The following is a 22,245-nucleotide window of genomic DNA, read 5'->3' as shown; positions in this document are numbered from 1 at the left end:
TTGCCCCACTGCTACGGGTCATGGCAGTCAGCGGACGCCCAGGGGTACTCCTGCGGCATGGGCCAGTCCCCGCAGGCGGCCGACTGACACGCCGGCCAGGCGGGAGATGATCACGCCAGGCAGCATCTGGTGCTGCACCCAGCCGGGCGCCATACCGCACACGTCTTCAAGGGTGTCGGCGGCCCGGTCCCAGCGTCGGCATTCCACGTGGGTCAGGGCGACATCGAGCCCGTATCGGGCCCTGGTGGCGAGAGGGACGGTGTCGTCGAGCTTGACGGTATCCATCAGGCGCAGCGCTCCAGGGACATCGCCGAGAGCAACGGCGATGCTCATGGCCTGGGTGGCTGCGTAGAGGGGGCCGTCGGGCTGCGCGTGTCCTCCACGGGCGTGTTCGGAGCCGAGCCGTGCACCGACGGCGTGAGCCTGCGAAAGGTACTCGCGGGCGGTCTCGGCGGAGGAGCCACCTCGGGAAGCCGCCACTGCCGCGTTGGTGACGAGTTGGCCGTAGACCGCCAGCCGGTCCGGGTCGTGCTCCGACATCTTCGGCTCGATCCGGTCCGCCTGGGTGGCGGCCAACGAGAACCCCTGCGCGGTCCGACCGTCGCGGAGGTTGACCCATGCGGTGGTGGCGGCGAGGTGCGCGTCACGAAGGTCGTCGCCCGCCTGGACGGCGATCTGTCGGCCGTAGGTGAGCGCCGCGTAGGCGAGGTCCCGCGAGCCCCATACGTTCGCGGCCATGGCGGCGGTCTGGAAGACGTCGGCCAGAACGCCCGCGGCGGCCGTCCTCTCATCAGTGTTCGATGCGTCGTACCGTGCGCGGGCCTCGGGCAGCAGCGCGCCGAGCAGAACCCCCAGTTCGGTGTACCGACCCGCCCAGTAGGCGGCGTCGGCGTCTTGGACGACGGCCCGCAGCTCGTCGACCGTCCCCGGTTCGACCTCGGCCGGGATACCGAGGGCAGCGTCGTGGGTGGCTCCGGACAGGGACCGCAGGGCGGCTCGCTCGTCGCGGTCCATGGAGCGACGAGGCGCCTGCTGCCCGAAGAGCACAGCGATGTCGGTGCCGAGGGCGGAGGCGATGGAGAGCAATGAAGGAAGGGAGGCGGTGCCGCCGCGTTCCAGCTTCCTTACGACGCCGACCGACACCTCGGCGGCCTCGGCCAACTGCTCCTGCGTCATGCCGTTGCGGAGCGCTTTGAGTCTCTCGGCGGTGGTGTACTCCGACCACTGCATGCCAGCCACGTCCTCTTCCGGTCCGCCAGGAGTTGACCGTACCCATAGCTAAAGGAGGGCCAACACCCCTTCTCCAAAAGGGGACCCGTAGGTGTGGCTGGAATCAGCTCTGCACGGCGACGGTCGCCGTCAGCCCGAGCAGGCGCTCCAGCTCGGCGACTGCGGAGTCCTCGTCCGTCGCGAGGACGGTGGTGATCCCGAGAGCTTCGGCGGGCGGAAGGTTGACCGGATGGTCGTCGACGAACACGCACGCCGTTCCGGGAAGGCCGAGGCGGTCCAAGGTCAGTTGGTAGATCGCGGGGTCCGGCTTCGCCATGCCGACCGCTTCGGAGATGACGTGCACGTCGAAGAGGTCCCAAATACCGACGTGCTCGTACGGGTTGAAGGGGTCGAGGCCGAAGCTGTTCGACAGGAGGGCGAGTCGGTAGCCCGCCTCCCTGGCCGTGCGGGCGAGGGCCGCCATGCGTGCTGCTGGCGGCACGTGGAACCAGGCGCGGCCCATCAGGTTGACCGGGTCGACGTCCGCACCGAGCAGAGCGGCTGTCTGGGCGTTCCACTCGACCTGACCGAGCTGCCCGATCTCCAGCGCCGTATACAGGCGTCGCCCTTCGGCGGTGTCGTTGAGGGTGGCGCGCCACGCCTCCGCGTGCAGGCCCTCCGACTCGGCCCACAGACGGTGGGTCGGCCGGGGATCGGCGGTCAGCACTCCGGCGAAGTCCAGGATGAGCCCGCGCGGGGCAGTGGGTTCGGGGGTACCGGCGGGCATCGGCATGGTTGCGAGCGTCCTCTCCGTCGACCTCATGGAAACGCTACCCCGCGCTGGGGCGGGCAAGGATTCTCTCGGCGACCGCAGATCACAAAGAACATCGCCTAAACGATCGGGAGTTGGCCACGAGCCCGTGAGAGCCCCGCAGGACGGCGCAATGGGCTCGCCCACCCCAAGGGCACGACCCTTGCTGGCTCAGACGGCATCGTGCCAAGCGGGGTGACACACCTTCCTCCCAGTGCCACCACTTCCTTGACGCACCGTGTTCCAGGAGCTTGCGGATCTTCGGCAGGTCGGCTTCCCGGGGGCATCGAGAGCCACCATGCGGAAACGTTCGATGTCCTCGCCTGTCGCGCCAAGGCGGTGGAAGGTCTCCAGCACGGTCTGCCGGGCGGCTGCTGAGCCGCCGTCCTTCAGCACGATCAACCGAATCGTGCAGTTCTGCGACGGTTGGATCGTCTCTCGGGCGTAGAGAACACCACCGTCCTCAAGCTCCACTCTCATGCTCGCCGCCGGCATCGACGTCAAGATCGTCTCCGGCACCCTCGGCCACAGCGATACCCGCATCACCCGGGACATCTACCAGAGTGTCCTCCCCCACGTCGGCAGGAGCGCGGGCGAGGCAACCGCCAAGCTGGTCCCGCTCCAACGGAAAATCGAGGCGGAGGAAGCCGCCCGCAAGGCGGAGAAGGCCCGGAAGAAGGGCCGGCGCGCCAAAAAAGCTCAGGCCTCGACGGCGCAGAAGCCGAAGCCGAAGAGGCTCGCGAAGCAGGGCCTGCCGACCCGCCGCTCACGCAGCGCTCACGCAAGCGATCCCCTACCGTCCCAGGCACCTCCACGTCACGCCCTCAGACAGCAGAAAACCCCAGGTCACGGGCTATGTGACCTGGGGTTTCACCGAGCCCCCTGTCGGATTCGAACCGACGACCTACGCATTACAAGTGCGTTGCTCTGGCCGGACTGAGCTAAGGAGGCGGGTGTGGGCGTGTGCCCGTGCAGTGTAACCAATGCGGCGTGTGTCCAGGACGTGAAAATCACGTGCCGTGGACTACTGACAGAACCTAAAACGCCAGGTAGCGTCACATCGGGTTCACCCGAGTGGACTCATCCACTCCCTTACTCGGATCGTCCGGCACGTTCCTGCCGGTGAAGGAGAAGCATCAGCATGGCAAGTGTCACGTTCGACAAGGCGTCCCGCGTCTACCCCGGCTCCACCAAGCCGGCGGTCGACCAGCTCGAGATCGACATCGCGGACGGCGAATTCCTCGTCCTCGTCGGCCCCTCCGGTTGTGGCAAGTCGACCTCCCTGCGCATGCTCGCGGGTCTCGAGGACGTCAACGGCGGCGCGATCCGCATCGGTGACCGCGACGTCACGCACCTGCCGCCGAAGGACCGGGACATCGCGATGGTGTTCCAGAACTACGCGCTGTACCCGCACATGACCGTCGCGGACAACATGGGCTTCGCGCTCAAGATCGCCGGCGTGAACAAGACCGACATCCGGGCGAAGGTCGAAGAGGCCGCCAAGATGCTGGACCTCACCGACTACCTGGACCGCAAGCCGAAGGCGCTCTCCGGTGGTCAGCGCCAGCGTGTCGCGATGGGCCGTGCCATCGTGCGTGAGCCGCAGGTCTTCCTCATGGACGAGCCGCTGTCGAACCTCGACGCCAAGCTCCGTGTCTCCACCCGTACGCAGATCGCCTCGCTGCAGCGCCGCCTCGGCATCACGACCGTGTACGTCACCCACGACCAGGTCGAGGCCCTCACCATGGGCGACCGTGTCGCGGTCCTCAAGGACGGTCTGCTCCAGCAGGTCGACTCGCCGCGCAACATGTACGACCGCCCGGCGAACCTCTTCGTCGCCGGCTTCATCGGCTCTCCCGCGATGAACCTCGTCGAGGTCCCGATCACCGACGGTGGCGTGAAGTTCGGCAACAGCGTCGTCCCGGTCTCCCGCGAGGCGCTCACCGCCGCCGCGAACCGCGGTGACACCACCGTCACGGTCGGCATCCGCCCGGAGCACTTCGACATCGTCGAGCACGGTGGCGCCGCCGCGACCGGCCTCTCCAAGGCCTCGTCCGACGCCCCGGCCGGCCTCGCCGTCTCGGTCAACGTCGTCGAGGAGCTCGGCGCCGACGGCTTCGTCTACGGCGGTGCCCAGGTCGGCGACCACCACAAGGACCTCGTGGTCCGCGTCGGTGGCCGCGCCGTCCCGGAGAAGGGCACCACGCTGCACGTCGTCCCGCGCCCGGACGAGCTGCACGTCTTCGCGACCTCGACCGGCGAGCGCCTCGTCGGCTGACCGGATCGCACCGGCACCACGGCACCACCCGCTCCACCGCATCACGGACTCCACCCGCTCCGCGGCACCACCGCTCCATCCGTTCCGCCGGCTCCACCGCGGAACCGTCCCCCGCTCGGGCGCCTGACCGCCCCAGCACCCGGACACACCGGCGGCCCCGTCTCCTTCCGAGGAGGCGGGGCCGTCGCCGTACGCGCCCCTCCGGCCCTTCGGCCTGCCCGTGCGCCGCCCGCACGACCGCCCCTCCGCCCGCAGAGGTTCGGCGCTCACCGCACCGGCGAGCCGACGCAGCGGTGAATAACCGTCCCAGTCGGGGCAATTCAGCCTCTTCGTCAACCTGGGATTCGAAAAGTCCCCTCGAACTCTCCCCCACGAGAGTGACGGAAGGTCGTCGAATCCTCACGGAACGCTACGCTCGCTGCGTGACCCACACCGCGCGCCGAATCGGCCGAACTCTCGCCTTCGTCCTGCCCGTCGTCATGGTCCTGTCCGGGACCCTCGCCGTCACCCGCGTGCCGTGGGCAGCGCCGAACACCGACACCCAGTTGCTGACCACGGCCTCGGCCACCGTGTCGAAGACGGCGAAGCCCGCTGCCCCGCAGGACATCCTGCGCGACAAGCTGCTCGTCGAGCTCAAGGAGAAGGACCCCGCCGTCGCCCTGACGGACCTTCAGCGAGCGGTGGAGGAGACGCCGTCGCTGGCCCGCCACTGCATGTCGATCGCCAAGGCGCTCGGCAAGGCCGCCGTCGAGCAGTACGGCCCGACGCGTGCGCACCGCTTCTCGCGGCCGGTCTGCGACACGTCCTTCGCCTCGGGCGTCGCCCAGTTCAGCTGACCGCGCGCCGCCCGGCACGACCGGTCACGCGGTACGAACCACCGCGCCGGCACCGCATATCGTGCCTGGCATGCAAACGTATCCGACGCAGGCCGTGGTCCTGGCCGGTGGCCAGGGGTCGCGACTGCGCCCGTACACCGATGACCGTCCCAAGCCGATGGTCGAGATCCCGGGCACCGGGACCCCGATCATCGGCCATCAACTCTCCTGGCTGGCCGCCGAGGGCGTCACCGACGCCGTGATCTCGTGCGGCCATCTTGCCGAGGTGCTCCAGGAGTGGCTGGATTCCGCCGTTCTCCCGTTGAACGTGACGACGGTCGTCGAGTCCGAGCCGCTGGGGCGCGGCGGTGGGCTGAAGTACGCCGCCGCCCGGCTGCCCGATCCGGAGCAGCCCTGGTACGCCACGAACGGTGACATCTGGACCCGTTTCTCGCTGCGCGAGATGGCCGCCTTCCACGCCGAACGTGACGCGACGGCCACGCTCGCCCTGGCCCGGCCGCGCATCCCGTGGGGCGCCGTGGAGACGGACGCGTTCGGGCACATCACCGACTTCATCGAGTCACCGCCGTCGCCGTACCTGATCAACGCCGGTGTGTACGTGTTCTCCCCGGCCTTCACGGGGCTGCTGCCGGACCGGGGCGACCATGAGCGGACCACCTTCCCCCGGCTGGCCCGCGAGCGGCTGCTCGCCGGGTACCCGCTGCCGCAGGGCGCCTACTGGCGGGCCATCGACACGGCGAAGGACCTGACCGAGGCGGCCAGGGAGCTGGGCACCGGGGAGGACTGACCCCGCGCCGGACACCCCTCCACGCGGCACACGGAGGAGGTCCCTGAACACCCCAGTACCCCAGTACGCCAGCACCCGAGCACCCGAGCACCCGAGCACCCGAGCACGAGAAGAGGTCCCCCGGAGTCGTCCGGGGGACCTCTTCTCGGCCTACGGGTGCGGCGCAGGGAGCGGGCTCACCGCGCCCGCCCGGCGCTCCTCAGCCGAGGAGGCCGCCGAGCGGGTTCCGGCCGCCGCCGGACGTCGAGTCGGTGGAGCCGGTGGAGCCGCCGGACGGGTCGGAGGTGTCCCCGCCGGTGGCACCGCCGCCGTCGCCTCCGCCGCCGGTGGTGGAGCCGGAGGAGGTCGGGCCGGAGGTGGCGGCCGGGGGCTCCTGCGGGGTCGTCTCCCGCTGCGGGGGCTCCTGGACGGTGCCCTGCGTCGCGCTCGGCTCGGCGCCCGTACCGGAGGTCTGTCCGGCGCCGGCCCCGCCGCCCGGGGTGCTCGGGGCGGTGCGCTCGGCGGACGGGGTCGTCGGGGCGACGGACCGGGTCGGCTCGGGAGTCGTCTCCCGGACCGGCTTCTTCGGCTCCGCGGGCTTCGTCGGGGTCTCCTCGGGAAGCGGAACGCCGGGAAGCTGGTTGGTCGGCTTCTCGTTCGGGCCGGGTACGGTCACGACCTGGGTGGAACGGACCGCGCCGCCCAGGACCGAGCCGACGAGCAGGGTGAGCCCGACGACCACGCTCGCCAGGACAGATCCGCGCCGCAGGACGCGGCGGCGGAGGTCCCAGATCTCCGAGCGCGGGCCGAGCCGGCGCCACGCCTCACCGGCCAGGCGCGCGTCGACCGAGTAGACCGGGGCGCCCGCGATGACGAGCGGGCTCCAGGCCGCGAGGAAGATGATGTCCGGCGCGTCGTAGACGGCGACCGTATGCCAGCTGACCGTCACCAGCAGGGCGGCGGAGAGCAGCCCCCCGAAGGCCGCGGCGACGCGTTGCCACAGGCCGAGAACGGTGAGCACACCGACGACGACCTGGAGGAAGGCGACGGTGAGCCCCGCGCCGACCGGGTGCGAGAGGGCGGCGTCGCGCAGCGGCTCGGCCGCCGCCCACGGGTGGAGCGAGTGGAGCCACTTGACCATGGAGCCGCGCTCGCCGCCGTCGAAGAAGACGGGGTCGCAGAGCTTGCCCATGCCGGCGTAGATGGAGAGGAAGCCGAGGAAGAGGCGGAGCGGGAAGAGGACGACGCCGAGGTTCATGCGGCGGCCCGGGTAGTAGGCGTGCCGGACCGAGTCGACGGACGGCTTCCGGTCGCGGACCTCGGAGCCCTCCTCCGGCTCGTCGTCGTACCCGTCGTCGAACCCGTCTCCGTACCGGCCGTCGAAGCTGCCGTCGTACCCGCCCGCAGGGCCCTCGTGGGCGGGGCCGGCGGAGTCGTAGGCGCCGACCGCCTGCCGCATGGGCGGGAGGAGCGGGCCGCCCCGCTGCGGGGAGGGCAGCACCGGGTTGGGCTGCGTCTCGTCCAGGCGCGGGATGAGCTGCGTGGCACCGGAGGCCGTACGGAGGTCCGCGTACCCCTCGGAGCCGGGGGCGGCCGCTTTTCCGGCAGTGGAGTTGCGTACGGCCTGGAGCAGGCCGGTCGCCCCCGGGTCGCCGGGCTCGGACCTCCCGCTCCAGACGACCGGGGCCCGCCGGCGCCCTCCGGCTCCGCTCATCGCCGGGACGCGTGCGGCGCCGACCGGAGGCGTGCCCCGCAGCCGTGCGCGCTGGCCCGGGGGAAGCCGCACCCGGAAGCTGGCGTGGTTGACGATGACCTGCGCGGGGTCGCTGTCCACCTTGGTCATGCTCAGGGCGGGTTGATCGTCGAACCGAGGCGTTCTGGTGTCCACACTCATCTAACCGAGTGACGTGACGTTAGGACACTGCCTCGACCTCGCCTCTGTGTCCGAGAACCGTCAACAGACGGGTGGGAATGCGCCGTTCCGGAGCATGGTGTCCCAAATGCCCAGCCCGAGCAGCCGTGCGGTCAGAAGGGCAAGGGCTCCCACCACGCCCGTTCTCGCGGCACCCGGCGGTGGTCTCGGCGGTGGACCCGGTCAATGCTCCGGGGAGCGTGCGCCGGGCGCACGACGGGGCGCCCCCTCCACCCCGGGCCTTCCCGTCCGGTGCCGGGCAGCGCCCTGCCGCCGCCCGGTTCCGCGCCCTGGTCCAAGGCGGTACGGGGCACGGGGACGGCCCCGGCACCACCCGCGCGAGCGGGGATGCCGGGGCCGTTCTTCGTACCTACCGACCCGGGCGCGTGGTACCGGGCCGGTGGTCACGGGGCGCGGTCACGCGCGGCGGCGGGCCACCTCGTAGAGCACGATGCCGGCGGCGACACCGGCGTTCAGCGACTCGGCGCCACCCGGCATCGAGATGCGGACGCGGTAGTCGCAGGTCTCGCCGACGAGGCGGCCGAGGCCCTTGCCCTCGCTGCCGATCACGATGACGACCGGACCGGAGAGCTGCTCCAGGTCCTCCACGGTGTGCTCGCCGTCGGCGGCCAGACCGACGACCGTGAGGCCCGCCTTCTGGTAGCCCTCCAGCGCGCGGGTCAGGTTGGTGACCCGGGAGACCGGGGTGCGCGCCGCCGTACCGGCCGACGACTTCCAGGCACCCGCCGTCATGCCGGCCGCACGCCGCTCGGGGACGACCACGCCGTGGCCGCCGAACGCCGAGACGGAGCGAACGATGGCACCCAGGTTGCGCGGGTCGGTGACCCCGTCGAGCGCGACGATCAGCGGGTCCTCGTTGTTGTCGTACGCGGAGGCCGTCAGGTCCTCCGGGTGCGCGTACTCGTACGGCGGGACCTGGAGGACGAGGCCCTGGTGGTTCAGGCCGTTCGTCATCCGGTCGAGCTCGGGGCGCGGGGCCTCCATGAGGTTGACGTTGCCCCGGTCGGCGGCGAGCTTGAGCGCGTCACGGACCCGCTCGTCGTTGTCGATGAACTGCTGGACGTAGAGCGTCACCGCGGGGACGCCGTCGCGCAGGGCCTCGTAGACCGGGTTGCGGCCGACGACCATCTCCGAGGTGCCCTTGACGCCGCCGCGCCGGGGAGCCGGACGGCGCGCCGCGGCCTGCTTGGCCTGGGCGCCGGCGATGCGGTTCTTCTTGTGTCCCTTACGGGCGGAGGCGGGCGGCGTCGGGCCCTTGCCTTCGAGGCCACGGCGTCGCTGGCCACCGCTGCCGACCTGCGCGCCCTTCTTGTTGGACGTGCGGCGGTTCCTGCGCTGGCTGTTCCCGGCCATGACCTACCTGTTTCGTTGCTTCAGAAATTGCTTCAGGAATTACTTCAGACATGCGTCTACAAGTGAAAGTGTGCCGCCCGGACGGCCGGGCGGCACATTCGCGCCGGTGGGCGCGGTGCGGAGAGCAGGGCTCAGCGCGGTCCCAGCGTCCACCGGGGACCGCTCGCGCTGTCCTCGATGATCAGCCCGGACTGGTTCAGCTGGTCGCGGATCGCGTCGGCCGCGGCCCAGTCCTTGCGCTCGCGGGCCGACTGCCGCTGGTCCAGCACCAGCCGCACCAGCGTGTCGACGACCCCGTGCAGGTCCTCGCCCCGGTCCCCCTCACCGGCCCAGTGCGGGTCGAGCGGGTCCAGGCCGAGGACGCCGAGCATGGCGCGGACCTCGGCGAGACGGGCGATCGCCGCTTCCTTGTCGTCGGCGGCGAGCGCGGAGTTGCCCTGGCGCACGGTGGTGTGGACGATCGCGAGCGCCTGCGGGATGCCCAGGTCGTCGTCCATCGCCTCCGCGAAGGCCGGCGGCACCTCGGAGGCGGGCTCGACCGTCTCGCCCGTCTTCTCGGTGACCCGCTGCGCGAAACCCTCGATCCGCGCGAACGCGGACTCCGCGTCCCGCAGGGACGCCTCGCTGTACTCGATCATCGAGCGGTAGTGCGCGCTGCCGAGGTAGTAGCGGAGCACGATCGGCCGCCACGCCTTGACCATCTCGCTGACCAGGACGGAGTTGCCCAGCGACTTCGACATCTTCTCGCCGGCCATGGTGACCCAGCCGTTGTGCACCCAGTACGCCGCGAAGGCGTCGCCGAACCCCTTCGACTGGGCGATCTCGTTCTCGTGGTGCGGGAAGATCAGGTCGATGCCGCCGCCGTGGATGTCGAAGGCGGTGCCGAGGTACTTGTGCGCCATCGCGGAGCACTCCAGGTGCCAACCCGGCCGGCCGCGACCCCAGGGGGTCTCCCAGCTGGGCTCGCCCGGCTTCACGGACTTCCACATGGCGAAATCGCGCTGGTCGCGCTTGCCGGTCTCGCCCTCGCCGGACGGCTGGCGCAGATCGTCGAGGTTCTGGTTGGAGAGCTCGAGGTACCCGGGGAACGAGCGCACGTCGAAGTAGACGTTGCCGTCCGCCGCGTAGGCGTGGCCGCGCTCGATGAGACCGCGCATCATCTCGATCATCTCGGGGACGTGACCGGTGGCGCGGGGCTCGTAGGTGGGCGGCAGGCAGCCGAGCGCGGCGTAGCCGTCGTTGAACGCGCGCTCGTTCTCGTACCCGATCGACCACCAGGGGCGGCCGTGCTCCTCGGACTTCCGGATGATCTTGTCGTCGATGTCCGTGACGTTCCGGACGAAGGTCACGTCGTACCCGCGGTAGGCGAACCAGCGGCGCATGATGTCGAAGTTCAGACCGGAGCGGATGTGCCCGATGTGCGGTGCGGCCTGGACGGTAGCGCCGCAGAGGTAGATCGAGACACAGCCCGCTGTGAGCGGGACGAAGTCACGGATCTGCCGGGCGCTGGTGTCGTACAGGCGAATAGTCACGGCTCCAGGGTAGTAGGCCCGCACCAGTGCCCCGCGACCTCCGGGGAGGTGCGGGGTAACTTTTCTGCTATACGGCCCTCCGGAAGGCGTCCCGGCGGCTCCTTCATGGGGCGTGGGGTGCTGGTGAGGCCCTTGGGGCGCGCGCATCGCGGTCGGTCCCGGCCGGGCCCGCCCGCGCGGATTCCCGTTCCGGCGCGGGCGGAGGCGGACCGGGGTCGGATAGGGGCCCGGGGTCGGATACGGGCCCGGGGTCGAATGCGGGCTCCGGATCGGAGACGGGCCCCGGGTAGGACGCGGGCCCTCCGGTCAGATGCGGCCGACGACCTTGCGCGGGGTGATCCGGACGACGACCCGTTCGGCGTCGTTCACGGAGTCGGGGTTGAACTCCGCGTACCCCTTGCCGGTGTACTTCCGCGACAGCTGGTCGATCAGCTCCTGGCCGCCCTCGGTCGACAGTGTCGCCTCGCCGCGGATCTCGGCGTACGAGTACGGGGCGTCGAAGGGCTGGAGCAGCACGGTGACCCGCGGGTCACGTCGCAGGTTCTTCTCCTTGCGGCGGCCGACCGTGGTGGAGATCAGCACGTCGTCACCGTCCCGCGTCACCCACACGGGGGACACCTGCGGGCTGCCGTCCGGCTGGATGGTGGCGATGTTGACGAACACGGGGGTGTCCAGCAGCTTCTTGATCTCATCGGAAAGTGCGGCGCTCATAACCTGCGTCCTCCTGCGAGTGGCCGTGACGGGCTCTGACGGTGGGTGATCTGCCACCCCTACCCCGCAACCGCGCCGTCGCCCCGTTGCTTCCCGACACCCCGACCGGAAGGGTGAAAACCGGCCTCGCCCGGACCTGAACCCCTGACGGGCCCGTGACCGTGCGGTCGCGGGTCCGGCCCGCCGGGGGCCCGCGACCGCACGGCGGCGGGCCCTGGGCGGCCCTCAGGAGGCGCGGTACACCAGCGCGGTGGCGATCCCCGCGATGCCCTCGCCCCGGCCGGTGAAGCCGAGGCCGTCCGAGGTGGCGGCGGAGAGCGAGACGGGGGCGCCGACCACGTCCGACAGCACCCGCTGCGCCTCCTCGCGGCGCTTGCCGATCTTGGGCCGCACCCCGACGACCTGGACGGCGACGTTGCCGATCTCGAACCCCGCCGCCCGTACGATGCGCGCGGCCTCGGCCAGCAGGGTGGCCCCGGACGCGCCGGACCACTCCGGACGGGAAGTGCCGAAATGCTGCCCCAGGTCTCCCAGTCCGGCGGCGGAGAAGAGGGCGTTGCAGGCGGCGTGCGCGACGACGTCCGCGTCGGAGTGGCCGGCCAGGCCGGGACCTTCCCCCTCCCAGCGCAGGCCCGCGCACCAGAGTTCGCGGCCCTCCTCGAAGGCGTGGATGTCGGTCCCGATGCCGACCCGCGGAATCACGGGAGGGGGCGGGGAGTGCGGGTCAGAAGCCATCGTTCGCCCTCCGGCGTGCAAGGACCGCCTCGGCCAGCACGAGATCGAGCGGCCGGGTCACCTTGAACGCCTCCTCGTGGCCGGGCACCACCACGACCGGCTCACCGAGGCGTTCCACCATGCCCGCGTCGTCGGTGGCTCCCTCGCCGTCGAGCGTCACGGTCGCGTGGGCCCGCATCAGGGTGTCCCGGTCGAAGCCCTGCGGCGTCTGCACGGCCCGGAGCCTCGCCCGGACGGGGGTCGCGAGCACGGGCTCCGGGTCACCGGGGACCGCCGAGGGCTCGACCTCCTTGACCGTGTCGGCGAGCGGGACGGCGGGCACCACGGCCGGGGCCCCGCCGCGTACGGCCTCGATCACCGCGTCCACCGTCTCGACCGGCACCAGGGGGCGGGCCGCGTCGTGCACCAGGACCGTGGTGACGTCCTCGGGCAGCGCCCCCAGGCCGAGGCTGACGGACTCCTGGCGGGTCCCGCCGCCGGGCACCACCACGTAGTCGGTGCGCTCGGGCAGGGCGTGCGTGTCGAGGAGGTTCTTCACCTCGTGCGCGCCGTCCGGCGGAGCGACCACGACGACGAGCGAGACGGCCCGGGAGGCCGCCATCGCCCGTACGGCGTGGATCAGCATGGGCGTGCCGCTCAGGGTCCGGAGCGCCTTGGGCGCACCGGGTCCGAGCCGGACACCCCGGCCGGCCGCCGGGATGACGACGGCGGTACGGGCGGGCCGGGCCGGACCGCCGGATGCGGAGGGCGTGGCGGGCGCCTGGGCGCCCGCGGGAGGTCGCGGTCCGTCGGGCGACGACATGGCGGGCGGTGACACGGGTGACATCGGTTGCACTCCGAAGCTTCGACAGGTTTGTTGCCACGGCCGTCGTGGGTAGGGGCCGGAGCGAGCCGCCGTCCAACGGCCTGCCTCGGTCCGGACCCCTTCCGTGACCCGGTCGAGCGAGTCGTGGCGGCGGCGCGGGGCGGCCGGGGCGTTGACCGGCCGAGGGGGACGCTAGCCGCACCGGGGCCGGCGCGACCACCACCCGGTATCCGGCCGAATTCAGCCGTATCCGGGTGGCCGAAAAAGAATCTTGGAAAGCGCCGGACGCCCACGCGTCCGCTCCCCGCACGCGGTGCCGGTGCGGCTGGTTGCCGCCGCATCGGAAACCTGCCGTACCGGTCTCCGGAAACCCGGACTGCGTGACATGAACAGCGCCCACGCGAGCAGAAGACGTGGTGGGCGAGAAGACACACAGCGCGACGGACGACAGGTCCGTCCCCCGGTGGAGCCGCGGCTCCGCTCGCGCGCACGGCGTGCTGATGAGTCGTGCGCGCGGAGGGGACGAGGCACGCGGAGACGAACATGCCGCGGTGCCCGGAGACGCGCCGTGCAAGACGGCTGGTCAGCGGGCACCGCGGCGATGTTCAAACAACCGGCGTGAGCCGGATCAGGACGCGAGAACCTCGTCGAGCAGGGCTTCGGCCTTGTCCTCGTTCGTGTTCTCCGCGAGAGCGAGCTCACTCACCAGGATCTGGCGGGCCTTGGCGAGCATGCGCTTTTCTCCGGCGGAGAGTCCGCGCTCGCGCTCACGACGCCACAGGTCGCGTACTACCTCGGCGACCTTGATCACGTCGCCAGAAGCGAGCTTCTCCAGATTTGCCTTGTAGCGGCGGGACCAGTTCGTCGGCTCTTCCGCATACGGTGCGCGCAGCACCTCGAAGACCCGGTCCAGCCCCTCCTGCCCGACAACGTCGCGCACGCCTACGAACTCCGCATTGTCCGCCGGCACACGTACCGTCAAGTCGCCCTGAGCGACCTTGAGCACCAAGTAGGTCTTGTCCACGCCTTTGATCTGGCGAGTTTCGATAGCCTCGATCAGCGCGGCCCCGTGATGGGGATAGACCACGGTGTCGCCAACCTTGAACGTCATGTGACAGGTACCCCTTCCGTGGCTATCCAGGGTAACACGAGAACGGCTCCTCCTGAATGGCGTTTTCGCAGGTCAGGGCATATCTCGGGGCTTGACAACAGCATCCGGAACGTGCTGCGCGGGCCCGCGCCGAGACGGTATTCGCAGGTCGGAGCCGTTGTACGACCGGCCGGAAACGCACCGCTCCCGCGCGCGCGAACCTTGTCCGAACGGGTTAAAGATCCCGTTTTGCCGGTTTCGAGGAGTCGCGCTTTCCCCCAGACGTTCGGAGATCGATCACACGATCGACGGAACTTTCGCCGATCCATTGGAATTGATCAACCGGCCTCCGACAACGGTCCCTGTGCACTTTCCCGCCACGAAATGCGCCATCACCCGCGAGAATTGATCATTCGCGTTATGGGGACTCCGGATGCGGGCCGCGCCGCCCGGGGCCGCGTGATCCTCCCGGCGAACGACGGCCCGCGGACGACGCCGGCCGACACCCGACCGACGCCCGGGCGCGGCTCCGGCGCGGCGTACGCGGGCTCCGGGCCGCAGCGCCCGCCGCCGACCACGCTGCCCGCGCTCCGTCGCCCACGCCGCCCGCCCACCGTCGCCCACGCCGCCCGTGCGCACCGTTGCGGGCACCGGCCCGCCGGCCCTCCCGCAGCCCTTCACGGTGCGGCTACCGGCGCGGCTCCGGGCGGCCCGTCCGGGTCCCGGTGAAGAGCCGCGGCGGAAAGGGGCGGGTCGGGTGCGGGGCGTGAGCGGCGGCTCGGTAGCCTAAGGCCGCTGACACACCCTTAGGGCGGCTTTACTTCACTGGGTTCCGCCGCCCCGCGCGGGTCGTGCAGTGCACCTGAGCACAACGTCCGAAGTCCGCAGTCCGATCGTTCAAGGAGTTGCCGCCGCCGTGAGCCGCAGCCTTCGACACGGCGCTCTCGCCGCCACTGCCCTCGTGATCTCGATCGCCTCGCTGTCCGCGTGCGCCGCGGGCAACGACGCGGCAACGCTCCAGGTCAGGCCGGACAATGCCGCCACCTCGGTCGGCGACATCAAGATCCAGAACGTGAACGTCGTCACGCAGCCCGAGCAGGCCGAGGGCCCCGCCGTGGTCACCGGAGCCGTGTTCAACCAGGGAACCGAGGACGAGACCCTGGAAAGCATCACGCTGCCCCGGTCCCACACCGAGGTGAAGCTGCACCCCGCCAAGGGTGACGGGCCGCTCGTGGTCCCGGCCGGCGGCCAGGTGCTCCTCGGTGGCGAGGGCAACGCCTCCGCCGTCATCGAGAACGGCCGTCAGGCCACCCAGGACGGCAACGTCGAGCAGGTCGTCTTCCAGCTCAGCGAGAGCGGTGACATCAGCCTCGGCGCCACCGTCGTCCCGTCCCTCTCGTACTTCGAGGGCTTCGGGCCGAGCGCGCTGCCCTCCGACGCCGCCTCCCCGGAGGCCTCCGGGTCGGCCGACGCCTCCGCCTCGCCGGACGCATCGGCGAGCCCGTCCGACTCCGCTTCGGCCGAAGACTCGGCGAACCCGTCGGACGGCGAGTCCGCCGCCGCGGAGTGACCCACCGCGCGCGACCCGCGCCGGAGTGAACCCCGGCGCGGAGCCGCGCGACCGCGTGCATGGACGAAGGGCGCTTCCCCGAGGGGAGGCGCCCTTCGTCCACGGGTGCGCGGAACACACACCCCAGGCCGTCGCAGACAGCCTGGGGAGGTCCCGCCGGCCACCGGTTTACGGCTCGAACTTGTAGCCCAGACCGCGCACGGTCACCAGGTAGCGCGGGGCCCCCGGGTCGGGCTCGATCTTGGCGCGCAGGCGCTTGACGTGCACGTCGAGGGTCTTGGTGTCGCCCACGTAGTCGGCGCCCCATACCCGGTCGATGAGCTGCATGCGGGTCAGCACCCGGCCCGCGTTGCGCAGCAGCATCTCCAGGAGGTCGAACTCCTTGAGCGGGAGGTCCACCTTGCCGCCGGAGACGGTGACCACGTGACGGTCGACGTCCATGCGGACCGGGCCGGCCTCCAGGGCCGCCGGCGTGATCTCCTCCGGCTCGCCCCGGCGGCGGAGCACCGCGCGGATGCGCGCCACCAGCTCGCGGGAGGAGAACGGCTTGGTGACGTAGTCGTCGGCTCCTATCTCCAGACCGACCACCTTGTCGATCTCGCTGTCCTTGGCGGTGACCATGATCACCGGGACGTTGGAGCGGTTGCGCAGCTGGCGGCAGACCTCGGTACCGGGCAGACCCGGGAGCATGAGGTCGAGCAGGACGAGATCGGCGCCGTTGCGGTCGAACTCGTCGAGCCCGTCGGGACCCGTCGCCGCCACGGCGACCTCGAAACCCTCCTTGCGCAGCATGTAGGACAGGACGTCGCTGAAGGATTCCTCATCCTCGACGACAAGCACTCGGGTCACGGAAGAGCCTCCGGGGCAGGAAAGGGTTCAAAAGTAGCTGTCGCGAACGGTCCCTTGTCGTCACCGTTGACGAGGAGTGGTCCGCCGGCACTGGTGCGGTCCCGTACGGTGCCCGTCTCGGGCAGCCGCAGGGTGAAGGTGGAGCCCTGTCCCTCTGAGCTCCACACGGTGACCTCCCCGCCGTGCGAGGCGGCCACGTGTTTGACGATGGCGAGCCCCAGGCCGGTGCCGCCGGTGGCTCGTGAGCGGGCCGGGTCGACCCGGTAGAACCGTTCGAAGACCCGGTCCCGGTCCTTCTCGGAGATGCCGATGCCCTGGTCGGTCACGGCGAGCTCGATCAGTGGGCGCCCCTGGCCGGTCACCCGGCGGACGGCGATGCCGACCCGGGTGCGGGCGGGGCTGTAGTTGACGGCGTTCTCGACCAGATTGCCGAGGGCTGCCGCGAGCTGTCCGCGGTTGCCCCAGACGGAGAGGTCATGGGTTCCGCCGGAGGCCATGGTGATCTCCTTCGACCCGGCCGGCTGGCGGCAGCGGTCGATGGCCTCGGCGACGAGTTCGTCCACCCGGACGGCCTCGGCGTCCTCCAGCGGGTCGTCGTTCTGGACCCGGGAGAGATCGATCAGTTCCTGGACGAGGTTGGTGAGCCGGGTCGCCTCGATCTGCATGCGGCCCGCGAAGCGCTCGACGGCCTCCCGGTCGTCGGACGCCTCCAGGACCGCCTCGGAGAGCAGGGAGAGCGCCCCGGTGGGGGTCTTCAGCTCGTGGCTGACATTGGCGACGAAGTCGCGCCGTACCGCCTCTATACGTCGGGACTCCGTCAGGTCCTCGACCAGCAGCAGCACCAGCCTGGAGCCGAGCGGGGCGACCCGGGCGGAGACGGCGAGGGCGTCGCCCCGGCCCGTACCCCGCCGGGGCAGCTCCAGTTCGACCTGGCGTATCTCGCCGTCCCGCCGGGTGTCCCGCGCCATCTGCAGCATGGCGTCGACGGCCAGCCGTCCGCCGCGGACCAGCCCCAGCGCGTACGCGGCGGAGCTTGCCTTCACCACGCCGTCGCTCTCGTCGAGCACGACGGCGGACGAGCTGAGGACGGAGAGGACGGTGTCCACTCCGCCCGGCAGACCGGCGTTGCTCTCGGGCCGCACGGAGGCACGCGTCGGCTTCTTCAGTTCGCGCTCGCTCCAGCGGAACGCCAGCATCGCGATCACACCGGTGCACAACCCGGCGGTACCGGCTACTGCGGCGACCGCCGCGTTCACGTCCATGTCGTCCAGGTTATGCGTCGATGCACACCCCCTCCCAGCCATACGAGTGCCTCCTCGAACACTCGTCGCCCAGAGTTCACCGAGGGTATGGGGCCGGTTCACTTCTGCGGCCGGATACCGACGCGTTCTCCCCCCACCGTGGGAGCGTGGGGGTCGAGCCAGAGACCCCGGCCATGAGGACTGGAGAGGGACTTCCATGCGCGACGCCTACCACGAGGAACTCGACTCGATCGGCGAGGACCTGGTCGAGATGGCCCGGCTCGTCGGGTCGGCGATCGGACGGGCCACCACGGCCATGCTCGACGCCGACCTCACACTCGCGGAGACCGTCATCGCCGCGGACCAGAGGGTCGACGAACTCCAGCACGAACTGGAGGCGCGCGCCATCGCCCTCCTCGCCCGGCAGCAGCCGGTGGCGACCGATCTGCGGATCGTGGTCACCTCGCTGCGCATGAGCGCCGACCTGGAGCGTTCGGGCGACCTCGCCCAGCACGTCGCCAAGCTGGCCCGGCTCCGCTTCCCGCAGAAGGCCGTCCCGCACGACCTGCACGCCACCATCCTGGAGATGGGGCAGCTGGCGCAGCGGCTGATGGCGAAGGCCGCCGAGGTGATCATCACCAAGGACGTCGACCTGGCCCTCCAGCTGGAGCAGGACGACGACGACATGGACCTGCTGCACCGCGCGCTCTTCCAGCACCTGATGGACGACCGCTGGAAGCACGGCATCGAGACCGCGGTCGACGTGACGCTCCTCGGCCGCTACTACGAGCGCTTCGCCGACCACGCGGTCTCGGTCGCCAAGCGCGTCGTCTACCTGGTGACCGGCGAGCACGCCGACGACCTCCAGTCGGCGTCCTCGGTCGAGGGCGCGTAGGCAGCAGGGCGCGCGGACGGCTCCCCGGGCGGCGGCAGGGCGCGCGGACGGCTCCCCGGGCGTGCGGACGGCTCTCCGGTCCGGCCGCTCCGGCGCGCGGGGGCGCTCCGGAGCGTGCGGGCGGCGTACGGGGATCTCTGCACGCATGCGCCGTTGATGCGCCCGCCGGGCTGGGCATCCAATGGACAGGGGCCTGGGACCGATCCCGTACGCCCTCGTCGTGCGCACCGGGTGCACGACACCGGAGGCGGCTCCCGTGCGCCGGCCGGTGGTACGCGTTGAGGAGGACCTCATGGCACATGCCGCCGATTCCCCCCTGCCCGACCCCGAGCAGGAGACCCCGACCGAAGTGGTGCGCCTGACCGTGCTCGGCGCCTGCGGCTGCGGCTCGGGCTGCGGTTGCGGCTGCCAGTCCGGCTCGCCGTGTCAGTGCGGCGGCTGAACGGCCCCGATCCGGACCGGCCCCGGGCCGCCCGTCGCACGTGCGACGGGCGGCCCGGGCCTAGGATCCGGTCACTCCTGCGCGGCGGCCGCCTCGGCGGGTACCGGTCCGGTGGGGGCGGGGACACGAGCGGGGGCAGAGGCAGAGGCGGGGACACGGGCGGCGACGGGGGCAGGGGCGGAAACGGCGGTGGCCGGACGGGCTGCGTCGGTGCCCCGCAGGCCGCCTCCGGCCGCTTCCGTCCCGGGCTCCTCGTCGCCCGTGAGGCTCCGCATCAGCAGCCAGTAACCGAGGGCGGTCACCGTACCGAGCAGCGCGCAGGTCACCCAGAGCCAGGCCGCGCCCCAGTGGTCGATCACCACACCGGACATCAGGGGGGCGACGAGCGCCGCCACCGACCAGGACATCGTGTACATCCCCTGGTACCGCCCGCGTCCGTGCGCCGGTGACAACTTCACCACCAGGCCGGACTGGGTCGGGGCGTTGACGATCTCACCCAGGGTCCAGACGCAGACCGTCAGCGCGTAGCCCGCGACCGACCCGGCGAAGGCCGTCAACCCGAATCCGTACCCCGCGAAGAGCGTGGACACGATCAGGAGTTGACGCGGATCGCGGTGCTCGATGAACCGGGTGACGGGGATCTGGAGGACGACGATCAGCACTCCGTTGACGGCGATCGCGGTGCCGAAGTCCGAGCTGGTGAGCCCGTCCGCGCCCATCGCCACCGGCAGACCCACGTACCCCTGCTGGGTGATCAGCGCGACCAGGAACGACAGCCCGACCACCCCCATGAACCGTCCGTCCCGCAGCACGTCCGTGAGCCGGATCCCGGCCGGCTTCGCGGCCCCGCCGCCGGAAGCACCGGAAGCGCCCCCGGCAGGGACCGCCGGGGCGTGGTCCGGCCGGGACTCCGGCACCTTCAGGAAGACGACGACCGCGCAGCACAGGGTCAGCAGCGCCTCCACGAGGAAGCCGATCCGGTAGCTGTACTCGGCGATGAAGCCCGCCCCGGCGGAGGAGACCGCGAACCCGAGGTTGATCGCCCAGTAGTTCAGGGAGAAGGCCCGCACCCGGTCCTTCGGCGGGACGATGTCCGCCATCATCGCCTGGACCGCCGGCCGCGAGGCGTTGCTCGCCATGCCGACGACGAAGGCGACGCCCGCGATGGCGACCGGGCTCTCCATGAACCCGAGCACGGCCACCGAGAGCGCCGTCGAGACCTGGGCGATCAGCATGGTCGGCCGCCGCCCGAGCCGGTCGGCCATCACCCCGGCGCCGAGCGAGGAGATGACCCCGCCGAGGCCGTGCAGGGAGGCCACCAGGCCCGCGTACGAAGCGGAGTACCCCCGGTCCAGGGTCAGGTAGAGCGCCATGAAGGTGGCGACGAACGCGCCGAGGCGGTTGACCAGCGTGCTGGTCCACAACCACCAGAACTCCCGGGGCATCCCGGAGACCGTGTCCCGTGCGGCTCTCCGTAGACCGGCGACAGACATGCGGGTACCCCCAGGGCGGTGCGGAACGGGTGCGGTGCGGTGCGGAACGGGTGCGGTGCGGGTGAGCCGGCGCAGGCATCACGGGTAAGTGGTACGGCGGCTGAACGAACATTACGAAGAGGTCCGCGCCGGCCGCCACCCGATTGACGGCTGCCGTCAATCGTCGGCCGCCGCTCAGCCGGGAGGACGCCTCATGTGGGCCCGCCGCCGCTCGCCTGTGTACCTGTTTGTCCGTCCAGTGGCCGGACGCGCGGAGGGGGTACGGGTTCGATTACGCTCGGGCTCATGGCCGACGCGACGTACAAGCTGATCCTCCTCCGCCACGGCGAGAGCGAATGGAACGCGAAGAACCTGTTCACCGGTTGGGTGGACGTGAACCTCACCGAAAAGGGCGAGAAGGAAGCGGTGCGCGGCGGTGAGCTGCTCAAGGACGCCGGGTACCTCCCCGACGTCCTGCACACCTCCCTCCAGAAGCGCGCCATCCGCACGGCGCAGCTCGCGCTGGAGGCCGCCGACCGCCACTGGATCCCCGTCCACCGCTCCTGGCGGCTGAACGAGCGCCACTACGGTGCGCTCCAGGGCAAGGACAAGGCGCAGACCCTCGCGGAGTTCGGCGAGGAGCAGTTCATGCTGTGGCGCCGCTCCTACGACACCCCGCCGCCGGTCCTCGAGGACGGTACGGAGTTCTCGCAGAGCGCCGACCCGCGCTACGCGACGATCCCCACCGAGCTGCGCCCGCGCACCGAGTGCCTCAAGGACGTCGTCGTCCGCATGCTGCCGTACTGGTACGACGGCATCGTCCCGGACCTGCTCGACGGCAAGACCGTCCTCGTCGCCGCCCACGGCAACAGCCTCCGCGGCCTGGTCAAGCACCTGGACGGCATCTCCGACGAGGAGATCTCGGGCCTCAACATCCCGACCGGCATCCCGCTCGTCTACGAGCTCGACGCCGACTTCAAGCCGCTCAAGCCCGGCGGCACGTACCTCGACCCGGACGCGGCGAAGGCCGCCATCGAGGCCGTGAAGAACCAGGGCAAGAAGAAGTAACGCGACACCAAAAAGCCCTCCACCTGCGGGTTCTCCGCGAGGCGGGGGGCTTCTTGGTGCGCTGGGCCGTGTCTGGGCCGTCAGGTGCTGGATCATGCCGTGTCGAAGACTGCGGCCACAGCCTTACGCGTGCGCTCCTGGCTCGACGGCATCAGGTGCGCGTACACCCGCAGCGTCAGACCAGAATCCGAGTGCCCGACGTACTCAGCGAGCGCCTTGACGTTCTCCCCGGCGTCCAGCAACACCGAGGCGTAGAAGTGCCGCATCGCGTGCATGCCGTTCTCGCGTGACTCGGCGTGCGGAGCTCCGGCCGCCGGGGCCGGGATGACTCCGGCCGAGGCCAGAGCCCGTTTCCACGCCTCCTCGTTCAGCGAGGTGCGCCAGACATGACCACTGCGTGGGCCCGTGAAGATGAGCCGCTTGGTTACCAGCGGGCCGCCCGCGACCTTCCACGGCAACGTGATCTCGACCGGCGGGAACTGCTTCATGTGGGCCCGCAGTGCGTCAGCGAACCGGGCCGGGGAGCGGCACGTCCCGCAGCTCGCCGCCCTTGGGCGGAGCAAAGACCGGCTTGCTGCGGCTCAACTTGGGGCCTTGACCGTGAATGTTGAACACACGAGACACTGGATCTTGAGGATCTGAGAACGGA

General features: G+C 71.0%; 20 protein-coding genes, 1 tRNA gene and 2 pseudogenes. 8 read left to right on the top strand and 15 right to left on the bottom strand.

Annotation, left to right across the window (positions count from 1 at the left end):
- Positions 1 to 27: 27 nt before the first annotated feature.
- The 3 genes from PZB77_RS17310 to PZB77_RS17300 all read right to left on the bottom strand — a co-directional run bounded on the left by PZB77_RS17310 (position 28) and on the right by PZB77_RS17300 (position 2,500).
- The gene (locus PZB77_RS17310; RefSeq protein WP_275496096.1) at positions 28 to 1,230 is read right to left on the bottom strand and encodes a helix-turn-helix transcriptional regulator; all 1,203 of its coding nucleotides are present in this window, start codon (positions 1,228 to 1,230) and stop codon (positions 28 to 30) included.
- A gap of 103 nt (positions 1,231 to 1,333) precedes the next feature.
- Positions 1,334 to 2,002 carry an HAD-IA family hydrolase gene (locus PZB77_RS17305; RefSeq protein ID WP_275493501.1) on the bottom strand — a complete coding sequence of 223 codons (669 nt, stop codon included), beginning with the start codon at positions 2,000 to 2,002 and terminating at the stop codon, positions 1,334 to 1,336.
- A 189-nt stretch (positions 2,003 to 2,191) separates the two neighbouring features.
- Positions 2,192 to 2,500 (bottom strand): DUF4265 domain-containing protein, encoded by a 309-nt coding sequence (locus PZB77_RS17300; RefSeq protein ID WP_327270638.1) that lies wholly within the window; start codon positions 2,498 to 2,500, stop codon positions 2,192 to 2,194.
- On the opposite strand from PZB77_RS17300, the pseudogene PZB77_RS31270 reads away from it, so the two are divergent.
- Positions 2,487 to 2,699, top strand: a pseudogene (locus PZB77_RS31270) (site-specific integrase); the annotation flags it as partial. The gene PZB77_RS17300 and the pseudogene PZB77_RS31270 overlap by 14 nt on opposite strands.
- A gap of 197 nt (positions 2,700 to 2,896) precedes the next feature.
- Here the strand turns inward: PZB77_RS31270 and PZB77_RS17295 are convergent.
- Positions 2,897 to 2,971, bottom strand: a tRNA-Thr gene (locus tag PZB77_RS17295).
- A gap of 190 nt (positions 2,972 to 3,161) precedes the next feature.
- Here PZB77_RS17295 and ugpC point away from each other — a divergent pair.
- The 3 genes from ugpC (at position 3,162) to PZB77_RS17280 (ending at position 5,921) form a co-directional block, all read left to right on the top strand.
- Positions 3,162 to 4,298 (top strand): sn-glycerol-3-phosphate ABC transporter ATP-binding protein UgpC, encoded by a 1,137-nt coding sequence (gene ugpC / locus PZB77_RS17290; protein ID WP_275493499.1) that lies wholly within the window; start codon positions 3,162 to 3,164, stop codon positions 4,296 to 4,298.
- Positions 4,299 to 4,720: 422 nt separating this feature from the next.
- The gene (locus tag PZB77_RS17285) at positions 4,721 to 5,134 is read left to right on the top strand and encodes a hypothetical protein (RefSeq protein WP_275493498.1); all 414 of its coding nucleotides are present in this window, start codon (positions 4,721 to 4,723) and stop codon (positions 5,132 to 5,134) included.
- Between the two features lie 70 nt (positions 5,135 to 5,204).
- A complete protein-coding gene (locus tag PZB77_RS17280) occupies positions 5,205 to 5,921 on the top strand; it encodes a nucleotidyltransferase family protein (protein ID WP_275493497.1) in 717 nt (238 codons plus the stop codon).
- A gap of 199 nt (positions 5,922 to 6,120) precedes the next feature.
- Here PZB77_RS17280 and PZB77_RS17275 read toward each other — a convergent pair whose 3' ends face one another.
- The 7 genes from PZB77_RS17275 to PZB77_RS17245 form a co-directional block, all read right to left on the bottom strand.
- Positions 6,121 to 7,794 (bottom strand): DoxX family membrane protein, encoded by a 1,674-nt coding sequence (locus tag PZB77_RS17275; RefSeq protein WP_275493496.1) that lies wholly within the window; start codon positions 7,792 to 7,794, stop codon positions 6,121 to 6,123.
- A gap of 435 nt (positions 7,795 to 8,229) precedes the next feature.
- Complete coding sequence (gene rlmB, locus PZB77_RS17270; protein WP_275493495.1) at positions 8,230 to 9,186, bottom strand: 23S rRNA (guanosine(2251)-2'-O)-methyltransferase RlmB; 957 nt, start codon at positions 9,184 to 9,186, stop codon at positions 8,230 to 8,232.
- A 131-nt stretch (positions 9,187 to 9,317) separates the two neighbouring features.
- Positions 9,318 to 10,718, bottom strand: a complete 1,401-nt coding sequence (cysS, locus tag PZB77_RS17265) for a cysteine--tRNA ligase (protein WP_275493494.1) — start codon at positions 10,716 to 10,718, stop codon at positions 9,318 to 9,320.
- 306 nt (positions 10,719 to 11,024) lie between these two features.
- The gene (locus PZB77_RS17260; protein ID WP_275493493.1) at positions 11,025 to 11,429 is read right to left on the bottom strand and encodes a PPOX class F420-dependent oxidoreductase; all 405 of its coding nucleotides are present in this window, start codon (positions 11,427 to 11,429) and stop codon (positions 11,025 to 11,027) included.
- A 225-nt stretch (positions 11,430 to 11,654) separates the two neighbouring features.
- A complete protein-coding gene (gene ispF, locus PZB77_RS17255) occupies positions 11,655 to 12,164 on the bottom strand; it encodes a 2-C-methyl-D-erythritol 2,4-cyclodiphosphate synthase (protein WP_275493492.1) in 510 nt (169 codons plus the stop codon).
- Positions 12,154 to 12,966, bottom strand: coding sequence for a 2-C-methyl-D-erythritol 4-phosphate cytidylyltransferase (ispD, locus tag PZB77_RS17250; RefSeq protein ID WP_275493491.1), 813 nt, complete (start codon positions 12,964 to 12,966; stop codon positions 12,154 to 12,156). The genes ispF and ispD overlap by 11 nt, the downstream gene beginning before the upstream one ends.
- Positions 12,967 to 13,597: 631 nt before the next feature.
- Complete coding sequence (locus tag PZB77_RS17245) at positions 13,598 to 14,080, bottom strand: CarD family transcriptional regulator (RefSeq protein WP_006380568.1); 483 nt, start codon at positions 14,078 to 14,080, stop codon at positions 13,598 to 13,600.
- Between the two features lie 895 nt (positions 14,081 to 14,975).
- On the opposite strand from PZB77_RS17245, the gene PZB77_RS17240 reads away from it, so the two are divergent.
- Positions 14,976 to 15,629 (top strand): DUF461 domain-containing protein, encoded by a 654-nt coding sequence (locus PZB77_RS17240; protein WP_275493489.1) that lies wholly within the window; start codon positions 14,976 to 14,978, stop codon positions 15,627 to 15,629.
- 168 nt (positions 15,630 to 15,797) lie between these two features.
- On the opposite strand, the gene PZB77_RS17235 is transcribed toward PZB77_RS17240, so the two are convergent.
- Positions 15,798 to 16,478 carry a response regulator transcription factor gene (locus tag PZB77_RS17235; protein WP_275493488.1) on the bottom strand — a complete coding sequence of 227 codons (681 nt, stop codon included), beginning with the start codon at positions 16,476 to 16,478 and terminating at the stop codon, positions 15,798 to 15,800.
- Positions 16,475 to 17,740, bottom strand: coding sequence for an ATP-binding protein (locus tag PZB77_RS17230; protein ID WP_275493487.1), 1,266 nt, complete (start codon positions 17,738 to 17,740; stop codon positions 16,475 to 16,477). The genes PZB77_RS17235 and PZB77_RS17230 overlap by 4 nt, the downstream gene beginning before the upstream one ends.
- Before the next feature lie 196 nt (positions 17,741 to 17,936).
- Between PZB77_RS17230 and phoU the strand changes: the two genes are divergently transcribed.
- Both phoU and PZB77_RS17220 read left to right on the top strand, forming a co-directional pair.
- Positions 17,937 to 18,614 (top strand): phosphate signaling complex protein PhoU, encoded by a 678-nt coding sequence (gene phoU, locus PZB77_RS17225; protein ID WP_275493486.1) that lies wholly within the window; start codon positions 17,937 to 17,939, stop codon positions 18,612 to 18,614.
- A 292-nt stretch (positions 18,615 to 18,906) separates the two neighbouring features.
- The gene (locus PZB77_RS17220; protein WP_266705998.1) at positions 18,907 to 19,056 is read left to right on the top strand and encodes a hypothetical protein; all 150 of its coding nucleotides are present in this window, start codon (positions 18,907 to 18,909) and stop codon (positions 19,054 to 19,056) included.
- 71 nt (positions 19,057 to 19,127) lie between these two features.
- Here the strand turns inward: PZB77_RS17220 and PZB77_RS17215 are convergent, their stop codons facing one another.
- A complete protein-coding gene (locus PZB77_RS17215; RefSeq protein WP_275493485.1) occupies positions 19,128 to 20,549 on the bottom strand; it encodes an MFS transporter in 1,422 nt (473 codons plus the stop codon).
- Positions 20,550 to 20,834: 285 nt separating this feature from the next.
- Between PZB77_RS17215 and PZB77_RS17210 the strand changes: the two genes are divergently transcribed.
- Positions 20,835 to 21,596 (top strand): phosphoglyceromutase, encoded by a 762-nt coding sequence (locus PZB77_RS17210; RefSeq protein ID WP_275493484.1) that lies wholly within the window; start codon positions 20,835 to 20,837, stop codon positions 21,594 to 21,596.
- A gap of 92 nt (positions 21,597 to 21,688) precedes the next feature.
- Here the strand turns inward: PZB77_RS17210 and PZB77_RS17205 are convergent.
- Positions 21,689 to 22,184: pseudogene (locus tag PZB77_RS17205) on the bottom strand (tyrosine-type recombinase/integrase); the annotation flags it as partial.
- Between the last annotated feature and the right edge of the window lie 61 nt (positions 22,185 to 22,245).

Origin of the sequence: Streptomyces sp. AM 2-1-1 (assembly GCF_029167645.1) — a bacterium.
In the GTDB taxonomy this organism is placed as follows: Bacteria; Actinomycetota; Actinomycetes; order Streptomycetales; family Streptomycetaceae; genus Streptomyces.
This window is presented reverse-complemented; position numbering and strand designations above follow the sequence as displayed.

Excerpts from the sequence above, each read along its gene's own strand:
- PZB77_RS17310 (WP_275496096.1), bottom strand. The coding sequence starts at position 1,230 with ATGCAGTGGTCGGAGTACACCACCGCCGAGAGACTCAAAGCGCTCCGC.
- PZB77_RS17305 (WP_275493501.1), bottom strand. The coding sequence starts at position 2,002 with ATGCCGATGCCCGCCGGTACCCCCGAACCCACTGCCCCGCGCGGGCTC.
- PZB77_RS17300 (WP_327270638.1), bottom strand. The coding sequence starts at position 2,500 with ATGAGAGTGGAGCTTGAGGACGGTGGTGTTCTCTACGCCCGAGAGACG.
- ugpC (WP_275493499.1), top strand. The coding sequence starts at position 3,162 with ATGGCAAGTGTCACGTTCGACAAGGCGTCCCGCGTCTACCCCGGCTCC.
- PZB77_RS17280 (WP_275493497.1), top strand. The coding sequence starts at position 5,205 with ATGCAAACGTATCCGACGCAGGCCGTGGTCCTGGCCGGTGGCCAGGGG.
- PZB77_RS17275 (WP_275493496.1), bottom strand. The coding sequence starts at position 7,794 with ATGAGTGTGGACACCAGAACGCCTCGGTTCGACGATCAACCCGCCCTG.
- rlmB (WP_275493495.1), bottom strand. The coding sequence starts at position 9,186 with ATGGCCGGGAACAGCCAGCGCAGGAACCGCCGCACGTCCAACAAGAAG.
- PZB77_RS17260 (WP_275493493.1), bottom strand. The coding sequence starts at position 11,429 with ATGAGCGCCGCACTTTCCGATGAGATCAAGAAGCTGCTGGACACCCCC.
- ispF (WP_275493492.1), bottom strand. The coding sequence starts at position 12,164 with ATGGCTTCTGACCCGCACTCCCCGCCCCCTCCCGTGATTCCGCGGGTC.
- ispD (WP_275493491.1), bottom strand. The coding sequence starts at position 12,966 with ATGTCGTCGCCCGACGGACCGCGACCTCCCGCGGGCGCCCAGGCGCCC.
- PZB77_RS17245 (WP_006380568.1), bottom strand. The coding sequence starts at position 14,080 with ATGACGTTCAAGGTTGGCGACACCGTGGTCTATCCCCATCACGGGGCC.
- PZB77_RS17230 (WP_275493487.1), bottom strand. The coding sequence starts at position 17,740 with ATGGACGTGAACGCGGCGGTCGCCGCAGTAGCCGGTACCGCCGGGTTG.
- phoU (WP_275493486.1), top strand. The coding sequence starts at position 17,937 with ATGCGCGACGCCTACCACGAGGAACTCGACTCGATCGGCGAGGACCTG.
- PZB77_RS17220 (WP_266705998.1), top strand. The coding sequence starts at position 18,907 with ATGGCACATGCCGCCGATTCCCCCCTGCCCGACCCCGAGCAGGAGACC.
- PZB77_RS17215 (WP_275493485.1), bottom strand. The coding sequence starts at position 20,549 with ATGTCTGTCGCCGGTCTACGGAGAGCCGCACGGGACACGGTCTCCGGG.
- PZB77_RS17210 (WP_275493484.1), top strand. The coding sequence starts at position 20,835 with ATGGCCGACGCGACGTACAAGCTGATCCTCCTCCGCCACGGCGAGAGC.